The sequence below is a fragment of the Acidaminococcus sp. genome (assembly GCF_050873445.1).
In the GTDB taxonomy this organism is placed as follows: Bacteria; Bacillota; Negativicutes; order Acidaminococcales; family Acidaminococcaceae; genus Acidaminococcus.
This window is the reverse complement of record NZ_JBNMIU010000070.1, coordinates 1-8,366: the sequence shown is the minus strand read 5'-3', so window position 1 is coordinate 8,366 and position 8,366 is coordinate 1. Positions and strand designations below refer to the sequence as shown.

At 55.2% G+C, this 8,366-nt stretch carries 8 protein-coding genes and 1 tRNA gene; all 9 read right to left on the bottom strand.

All coding sequences use genetic code 11. The annotated features are described in order from the left end of the window. Positions 1-64: 64 nt before the first annotated feature. A tRNA-Asp gene (locus ACR0QW_RS10140) sits at positions 65-141 on the bottom strand. Between the two features lie 209 nt (positions 142-350). Continuing rightward, entirely contained in the window at positions 351-1,034 is a 684-nt protein-coding gene (locus ACR0QW_RS10135; protein ID WP_432643533.1) for a hypothetical protein, read from the bottom strand. Positions 1,035-1,039: 5 nt separating this feature from the next. Next, positions 1,040-1,744 carry an FAD-dependent thymidylate synthase gene (gene thyX, locus ACR0QW_RS10130; RefSeq protein ID WP_432643534.1) on the bottom strand — a complete coding sequence of 235 codons (705 nt, stop codon included), beginning with the start codon at positions 1,742-1,744 and terminating at the stop codon, positions 1,040-1,042. Next, complete coding sequence (locus ACR0QW_RS10125; protein ID WP_432643532.1) at positions 1,744-2,214, bottom strand: Mini-ribonuclease 3; 471 nt, start codon at positions 2,212-2,214, stop codon at positions 1,744-1,746. The genes thyX and ACR0QW_RS10125 overlap by 1 nt, the downstream gene beginning before the upstream one ends. Next, a complete protein-coding gene (gene cysS / locus ACR0QW_RS10120; protein WP_432643531.1) occupies positions 2,211-3,656 on the bottom strand; it encodes a cysteine--tRNA ligase in 1,446 nt (481 codons plus the stop codon). The genes ACR0QW_RS10125 and cysS overlap by 4 nt, the downstream gene beginning before the upstream one ends. Positions 3,657-3,676: 20 nt before the next feature. After that, positions 3,677-5,149 carry a glutamate--tRNA ligase gene (gene gltX, locus ACR0QW_RS10115; RefSeq protein ID WP_432643530.1) on the bottom strand — a complete coding sequence of 491 codons (1,473 nt, stop codon included), beginning with the start codon at positions 5,147-5,149 and terminating at the stop codon, positions 3,677-3,679. 22 nt (positions 5,150-5,171) lie between these two features. Continuing rightward, positions 5,172-6,359, bottom strand: a complete 1,188-nt coding sequence (gene ispD / locus ACR0QW_RS10110) for a 2-C-methyl-D-erythritol 4-phosphate cytidylyltransferase (RefSeq protein ID WP_432643529.1) — start codon at positions 6,357-6,359, stop codon at positions 5,172-5,174. A 13-nt stretch (positions 6,360-6,372) separates the two neighbouring features. Further along, entirely contained in the window at positions 6,373-7,482 is a 1,110-nt protein-coding gene (locus ACR0QW_RS10105) for a PIN/TRAM domain-containing protein (RefSeq protein WP_432643528.1), read from the bottom strand. Positions 7,483-7,619: 137 nt separating this feature from the next. Further along, a complete protein-coding gene (locus tag ACR0QW_RS10100) occupies positions 7,620-8,099 on the bottom strand; it encodes a CarD family transcriptional regulator (protein WP_432643527.1) in 480 nt (159 codons plus the stop codon). Between the last annotated feature and the right edge of the window lie 267 nt (positions 8,100-8,366).

Below are 8,366 nucleotides of genomic sequence, written 5' to 3'. Positions count from 1 at the left end.
AGAATCGAACTGCGGACACAAGGATTTTCAGTCCTTTGCTCTACCAACTGAGCTACCGAGGCATTGGCGACCCAGGACGGACTCGAACCGACGATCTCCGCCGTGACAGGGCGGCATTCTAACCAACTGAACTACTGGGCCGTTGCGGCGTCTTCTTCAAGCGCCGACTTGTTTAGTATACGATAAGACGGAAAAAATGTCAAGGACATTTTTTCGTGATTGGTAAATAAAGCTTCGTTTAAATCGTATAGTTGAACGGTCATCGATTGTACGATCATTTAGACCAATCTTAATGAATCACTACCCACTAGCCACTGAAAAATGAGCTGTGACGATTCACTGCTCATTTTTCAAATCGTATGATCCGTGGAATCCACCCATTTCAGGGTGGATTCCAGATGGTCTTCCAGCCTCTGTTCCAGTTCCTGCAGGTTCCTGCTGTCAAAATCCATGGAAGCGTGGAACACGGAGTTGATCTTCACTTCCCCGAAGAACTCATCCCTCAGCCGGTTGTACATAATGATCAGCTGATCCTTCCGCACAAAGTTGGAATAATCGATCAGGATGATGGACCCGTTGATGTGCTCGATGGCATTGGCGGGCCTGATGTACAGTTCAAAGGGTCCGATTTTCTCCGGCAGATGGTTTCCGTAGTCCCAGGTCAGGATACCCTTCTCTTCCACCATTTCCCCCAGGTTCACCCTGGTGGGATGCTCCATGCAGTCCAGGATGCCGGGCAGGTAATTCTGTACCTTCTGGGCAAAGATGTCCTTCTCCTTATAGATGAACCGGATGTCCCGGTAGGAATTCATGCCCATGGTATGGACCAGGATATAGTCGAAGGTCTCGGAAGAATAGGTAATATCCAGGCTTGCCCGCAGGGCCGGGGCCTCGTACCGGCAGATGGTCAGGATCTGTCCGTCAATGGTCCCCACCCTCTTTTTGGTGAACTGGCCCACCTGCTCCGGCAGCCGATCGATGAAGTCCCAGCTCCTGGTTTCCTCCTGGATTTCCGTAATGGATTTGTAGCCCATGGCGGTCAGCCCTTCTTCGCTTTCTCGGCAGCATCACGGGCCAGCAGCTTCTCCAGCCGTCCGCAGCTCATTTTCCCTTCATGGCAGACCCGGCCGCTTTCGCAGGTAGGGCCGGCCTTCTCAAACAGGATGGGCGCCACTTCCTTCACCTGGCGCAGCATCTCCCAGGCCAGGGCCCGGATCTCCCACTGGGCACGGGAACAGCAACGCAGCTGGAAAAAGTGCAGCAGGCTCCGAGCGTTCATGGTGACCACGATCTTGGTCTCGGCGGCGTTGGGCAGGATGTACCGGGCATCTTCTGCCGGGATTCCCGCTTCTGTCCACTGGTTATACAGATCCTGGATCCTGCCGCACAGTTCATCGAACTGTTTCCTGCATTCCGGTCTGGCCGCAAGGGTGGGCGGCAGAATGGTCTCGAAGTTGTGTTCCTTCACATACCGCTGGCTCTGCTGGCTGTAGGAAGCAATCCGATGGCGCACCAGCTGATGGGTCAGTACCCGGGACACCCCTTCAATGGCAAAGGTGAAGCTTACGTGCTCGAAGGTAGAGGTGTGCCCCATCTGGCCCAGGCGCCGTACCAGGCTGGCCACTTCCCTGTCGCTGAGCTTCGTTTCCAGCTCTTCGGCCCCGATGGGTGAATAGCAGAGCCGGGCACTCATGGCCACAGTGCGATCCGGATCCGGAGTATAGCGGATCAGTTTCACATGCATCATTTCTTCTTGTTCCTTTCCGCCAGCATGGCCTGCTGAATCAGCACAAAAGAACGGTCCATCAATTCGTGGAGCCGTTCTTTCTGGTCCATGAGGTACAGATACCCCATGAGTGCTTCAAAGGCTGTCCCCTGGCGATATTCCCGCACACTGGCGCTTTTGGGCACCGTGCTCTTGGTATTCCGGCCCCGGCGGGCGATCTGGCTCTCTTCTTCCGTCAGATCCGCTTCCAGAGCGTCCATGGCTTTGGCCTGCATCACCGCAGAAACCATCCGGGCGGCCAGGTCGTGGAGTACCTGCACATGGCTGCTTACCGGCAGCAGCCGGCGCCGCACATACAGGCTGAAAACCGCATCCCCGATATAGGCCAGTTCCACCGGATGGATCTGCCTGGGATCCTGCACCGTTTTTTCGTCGATGCAGGATCCCAGCACATGGTCCAGTAGTCTTTGATATTGTTCAAATCTCACTTTCTCTTCCACCGTACTCCCTGGGGCGTATCTTCCAGAATAATCCCCTTGGCTGCCAGTTCGTCCCGGATGGCATCGGCCTTGGCAAAGTCTCTGGCTTTGCGGGCTGCCTGCCGTTCTTCGATTTTGGCTGCGATTTCAGCCTCTTCATCGCTGACAGCGCCGCCCTGGGCATTGGCCTGGGGTTCGTTTTCCAGGATGCCGATGACCCCGATCATTTCCTTCCAGGCTTTTTCCATCTGTTCCACCAGTTTGCCGTCAGGCTTTTTGGTGCCGCTCAGGATGGCATTGTGGTACACGTTGATTTCCTTGGCCAGGGCAAAGATGTAGCTGATGGCCAGGGAGGTGTTGAAATCATCGCTCATGGCATCGAAGAAGCCCTTGCGCAGTTCAGCCACCTTGTCCCGCAGGGCCATGCTTTCCGCATCCGGGCCCACGGTGATCACCTGCTGGATCTCCCGCAGGTTGTTCTGGGCAGTCCGCAGCCGTTCCAGGCTCCGTCCGGCTTCTTCCAGCCGTTCCTTACTGAAGTCCAGCGGGCTGCGGTAATGGGTGTTCAGGATGAAGTACCGGATAGTTTCCGGTTCGTATTCCTTCAGCAGATCATACACCGTCTTGAAGTTGCCCAGGGATTTGGACATCTTTTCTTCGTTGATGGTGATGAACCCGTTGTGGACCCAGTACCGGACAAAGGGATGGACTCCCGTTGCCCCTTCGCTCTGGGCGATTTCGTTTTCATGGTGCGGGAAGATCAGGTCACTGCCGCCGCCATGGAAGTCCAGGGTAGCCCCCAGATACTTGGTGCTCATGGTCGAGCATTCGATGTGCCAGCCCGGGCGGCCTTTGCCCCAGGGGCTGTCCCAAGAGGGTTCGCCGGGTTTTGCGCTCTTCCACAAGGCGAAATCCATGGGGTTCTCTTTCCGTTCGTCCACTTCCACCCGGGCGCCGGCCATCATGTCTTCCAGCTTGCGGCCGGACAGTTCGCCGTAATGGGAGAATCTCTCCACCCGGTAGTACACATCTCCGTCCACTACATAGCCGTAGCCGTTGTCGATAAGCTGCTGCACCGTATGGATGATGTCAGGGATATGTTCAGAGACCCGGGGGTAGATGTGCGCCCGTTTCACATGGAGCTTGTCCATGACTTCGAAATAAGCCTTGATGTACCGGTTGGCGATCACATCCCAGGTCACCCCTTCCGCATTGGCAGCCCTGATGATTTTGTCATCCACGTCGGTAAAGTTCTGCACGTAGGTCACATCGTACCCTTCGTGCTCCAGGAACCGGCGGATTACATCCCACACCACAAAGGGGCGGGCGTTGCCGATATGGGGATGGTTATAGGGCGTGACCCCGCACACATAGATCCCCACTCTGCCCGGATGGAGAGGGACGAATTCCTCTTTCTGCCGGGTCATGTCGTTATATACACGGATGCTCATAAAAAGCTCCTTTCTTTTCTTTACAGGGTGACACCTGCTTTGGCCAGGCTGCCGCGGATCCGTTTTGCCACCCGCTCCTTGCCCATCAGCGGAATCATTTCCGCCAGTTCCGGCCCATGCTGGTTGCCGGTCAGGGCTACCCGGACGGGCATGAATACTTTCTTGCCGCCCAGTTTCGTTTCTTTTTGTACAGCTTTGAACAGGGCCTTGGTGCCGGCGTGGTCCAGGTTTTCAGATGCAGCCAGTTTGTCCAGGAACAGACCCATGACCTGGGGCACCGTTTCTTCCTTCAGGACAGCTTCCGCTTCCGGCGTTTCGAAATCGAAGTCGTCAGAGAAATACATGGCTACTTTTTCAGGGATTTCCTTGCCGAATTCAGCCTGTTCCCTGGCAGTCAGTACCACTTTCTTCAGCCATTCCAGCTTGTCGCCGGTTTCTTCGCCGGTCATGTAGCCGGCTTCCTTCATGAAGGGCACCGCAAAGTTGAAGTACTCTTCATCACCCAGCTGGCGCATATAATGGGCGTTCAGCCAGTTCAGCTTCTTGATGTCGAACACAGCCGGGTTCTTGGCTACATGGTCCATGGAGAAGTTCTGAATCAGTTCTTCCCGGGAGAAGATTTCCTGGTCCGTAGTGGGAGCCCAGCCCAAAAGTGCCAGGAAGTTCACAATGGCATCGGGCAGGTACCCCATCTGACGGTACTGGTCCACGGAAGTGGCGCCGTGCCGTTTGCTCATCTTCTTGTGGTCCGGCCCCAGGATCAGGGAAATATGGCCGAACTTGGGTTTTTCAAAGCCCAGGGCATCATACAGCAGCAGCTGCCGCGGGGTGTTGGACAGATGTTCTTCGGCCCGGATCACGCAGTTGACCCCCATCAGGGAATCGTCGATGACCACTGCATAGTTATAGGTGGGGATCCCGTCACTCTTGACGATGACAAAATCGCCGATGCCGTCGGATTCGAAATGCACATCTCCGCGGACCATATCATGGACTACGATGTCCTGGCCTTCGGGGACCCGGAACCGGATTGTGGGCTTGCGGCCTTCTGCTTCATACGCAGCCCGCTGTTCCGGAGTCAGATTCCGGCATTTGCCCATGTACCGGGGCATCTTCCCCTGGGCAGTCAGTTCTTCCCGTTCTTTTTCCAGTTCTTCCGGCGTACAGTAACAGTAATAGGCTTTGCCTTCTGCCAGCAGCTTGTCGGTGTATTTCTTGTAGATATCCAGCCGTTCCATCTGGCGGTACGGACCGTTGGGGCCGCCTACGTCCACCCCTTCGTCCCAGTCGATACCCAGCCATTTCAGGGCTGCCTTGATGTTCTCTTCCCATTCCGGTTTGGAACGATCCCGGTCGGTATCTTCGATCCGCAGCAGCATGGTGCCGTGGTATCTGCGGGCCAGCAGCCAGTTGAACAGCGCCGACCGGGCACCCCCGATGTGGAACGGCCCGGTGGGGCTGGGTGCAAAACGTACTTTCAGTTTGTTATCCATTGTATCTTCCTCCCAAAGGTTTTTATCGTATCAGACTGGCCACGGCTTCAGCAGCAATGCCTTCTCCACGGCCGGTGAAACCCAGTTTTTCGGTGGTAGTGGCCTTCACGTTGACGGCTCCGGCAGAAATCTCCAGATCGGCCGTCAGATTCTCCTTCATGGCAGGTTCATAGGATGCCAGTTTGGGCCGCTGGGCAATGATGGTCACATCCACATTGTTCACCTTCCAGCCCTCGCTTTGGAGCCTTGCCAGGACCGCTGCCAGCAGTTTCCGGCTGTCAGCCCCCAGGAACCGGTCATCCGTATCCGGGAACAGTTTGCCGATGTCCCCCATTCCGGCTGCACCCAGAAGTGCATCCATCAGGGCATGGAGTGCCACATCCGCATCGGAATGGCCGTCCAGGCCTTTCTCATAGGGGACTTTCACCCCGCAGAGGATCAGGTCCCGACCTTCCACCAGCCGGTGTACATCATAACCGGAACCAATCCGGAATTCCATGGTCCGCTCCTCCTTTTTTTTCACTAGGGCCCGGGCCCATACCAGGTCTTCCGGGGTGGTGATCTTCTGATTTTCGTAGGAACCGGGCACCAGTTTCACCGGTACGCCCATGGCTTCCGCAATGCTGGCGTCATCTGTGACAGCCAGTTTGTTTTCCTTCACGAACGCCCCATGCTTTTTCAGCTGATCCGCCGTGAAGATCTGGGGTGTCTGTACCGCCCACAGTCTGCTCCGTTCCAGGGTGCGTTCCACCTGGCCGGTGGGATTCCCCACTTTTATGGTGTCCTTGCAGGGCACAGCCGCAATGGCTGCACCGGTTTCCCTGGCTGCCTGCCAGACCCGGGTAAACAGTTCCGGGGCGGCAAAAGGACGGGCACCGTCATGGACGGCCACCCAGCGGGCTTCCGCAGGCAGGGCCGCAATGCCCCGTTCCACCGAATCCTGCCGCTCTTTGCCGCCTGTGACCACGCTCCAGGAAAGGTCCGGGAATTCCCGTTTCCGGTACTGCCGGAGCAGTGCCTCAGCTTCCGGCTCCTCGCCGGCCGCCACGACCACCACAGCCTGTACCATTCCCGGGACCCGGGCCACCTGGTGCAGATTCCGGATCAGGATGGGCACGCCACCGATACAGGCATAGTTTTTATTATACCCCAAACCGAGTCGTTTTCCCATACCTGCAGCGGCGATGATGCAAAATAATCGGTCATCCATTGGCAAAACCCCTTCATTTCAGTTTGGCAAAAATCATCCGCCCGGCAGAAGTCTGCAGCACGGAGGTCACGATCACCGGTACGGTGAAGTTCACGCAGCGCTTGCCGCTTTCCACCACCACCATGGTGCCGTCATCCAGGTACCCGATGGCCTGGCCCGGCTCCTTGCCTTCCTTGGCCAGATAGATCTGCAGTTCTTCTCCCGGCAGTACGCTCTGTTTCAAGGCATTGGCCAGGTCGTTGATATTCAGGACCTTCACGCCCTGGATCTCCGCCACCTTGCTCAGGTTGAAGTCGTTGGTGGCCACAATGCCATTCCTCTCTTTGGCCAGACGGACCAGCTTCGTATCCACTTCCGTAATGTCATCGTAGTCCTTTTCGGCAATTTCCACCGGGTTCTTCTTGTCGGCCTGGATGGCCCGGACGATATCAAGACCTCTGCGGCCCCGGTTCCGCTTCAATGTATCCCCCGAATCGGCCACCTTCTGCAGTTCTTCCAGGACGAACTTGGGGATGACGATGACCCCCTCCAGAAAGCCAAGCCGGATCACATCCAGGATGCGGCCATCGATAAGGACGCTGGTATCCAGAAGTTTATAAGTGCGGGAAGCATGCCGGGAACCCAGTTTGCGGGCAGTTTCCTTGCCCCGGGCAAACCAGACCCGATTGAAGAAAGACTGGATATCCTCACGTTTGTTGAGAGCCACTTTGGCTCCGATGATGGCACCCATGATGCTGAACAGCAGGGAAATATAAGGCCCGATGATCGGAATGCGGGAGAATGCCGTCCCCAGGAGCGTAGCCACGATCAGACCAGTAATGACCCCGATGGACAGGACGAAGATGTCGCCGGTAGGCAGATCAGCCAGATGCCCGGCCAGGATTTCCGAGAAGTGGACCGTGTAATGGATCAGCGGCTGGGATACAGCCTTGCCGATGTACCCGAAGATCAGGGCACCGATGACCCCCATGATCAGGTTCAGCGGCGTAATGCCCAGGAACCCCACTTTCAGATAGTCTGAACTGACGAATTCCGACAGCAGCGGCGTAGCGATTTCCATCAGGAAAAAACCCAGTACAGCAAAAACCAGGACAATCAGGAATTTCAGGATCTTTTCGAACATAGTATCACCTCCTTGCATAATATCTTAAATTTTATTGTACAATAATACGCCAGTAAAGGAAAGACATTGTCACAAAAAGTTAAACTTTCTGCAAAAAAGGAGGTGCCGTTTTGCGGCACCTCCTGACAGGCTTCCAATCAGACGAACTGGTCAAGCCACTTTTCACTTTTTTCTTCATTCACACTTTCCACCAGCATGAACTCGCTGAGCAGGATCTGCTTGGCAGTGGTCAGCAGCCTCCGTTCACCGGCGGACAGTTTCTTTTCGGTTTCCTGGATGGCCAGGGTCCGGACCACATCGGCTACCTCAAAGATGTCCCCTGTTTTCATCTTGTCCACGTACATGTTGTAGCGGCGGTTCCAGGTAATCCGTTTCATCTTGTTTTCCGGACGGGCCTTCAGTACATCCTCCACCTTGGGCAGGATGGATTTATTCACAATGGGCCGCAGTCCGATCTTATCCACATTGACTTCCGGAATCATGACCTTCATGTCGCTGAGCAGCATCTTCAGGACAAAATAATTAACCGGATGTCCATTGATCTGTTTCTGTTCCACATCTTTTATCACAGCCGCCCCATGCATGGGATACAGCACCTTATCACCCACCGCAAACATTCTGCGCCCTCCTTACATACAGAATCGATACAATATCAATAACCATATATAGTGTAGCACAGGCATGGTTCAAAGTCAAATTTTATTATTATAAACCATTTCGCATTGCAATGTCAACTGTTTGATATAAATCAAAACTACCCGTATAACGGGTAGTTTGCTCTGCGGCTATAAGCCGCGTTACCTGCCTCGGCCTTAAGGCCCTAGATTTAAAGGCTACCAACCGCACTACATTTCCTGGCAGCCCCTCACTCGAGGGGCTTATTT

Coding starts and splice junctions, on each gene's coding strand:
- thyX (WP_432643534.1), bottom strand. CDS start 1,744: ATGCATGTGAAACTGATCCGCTATACTCCGGATCCGGATCGCACTGTG.
- ispD (WP_432643529.1), bottom strand. CDS start 6,359: ATGGATGACCGATTATTTTGCATCATCGCCGCTGCAGGTATGGGAAAA.
- ACR0QW_RS10105 (WP_432643528.1), bottom strand. CDS start 7,482: ATGTTCGAAAAGATCCTGAAATTCCTGATTGTCCTGGTTTTTGCTGTA.
- ACR0QW_RS10135 (WP_432643533.1), bottom strand. CDS start 1,034: ATGGGCTACAAATCCATTACGGAAATCCAGGAGGAAACCAGGAGCTGG.
- cysS (WP_432643531.1), bottom strand. CDS start 3,656: ATGAGCATCCGTGTATATAACGACATGACCCGGCAGAAAGAGGAATTC.
- gltX (WP_432643530.1), bottom strand. CDS start 5,149: ATGGATAACAAACTGAAAGTACGTTTTGCACCCAGCCCCACCGGGCCG.
- ACR0QW_RS10100 (WP_432643527.1), bottom strand. CDS start 8,099: ATGTTTGCGGTGGGTGATAAGGTGCTGTATCCCATGCATGGGGCGGCT.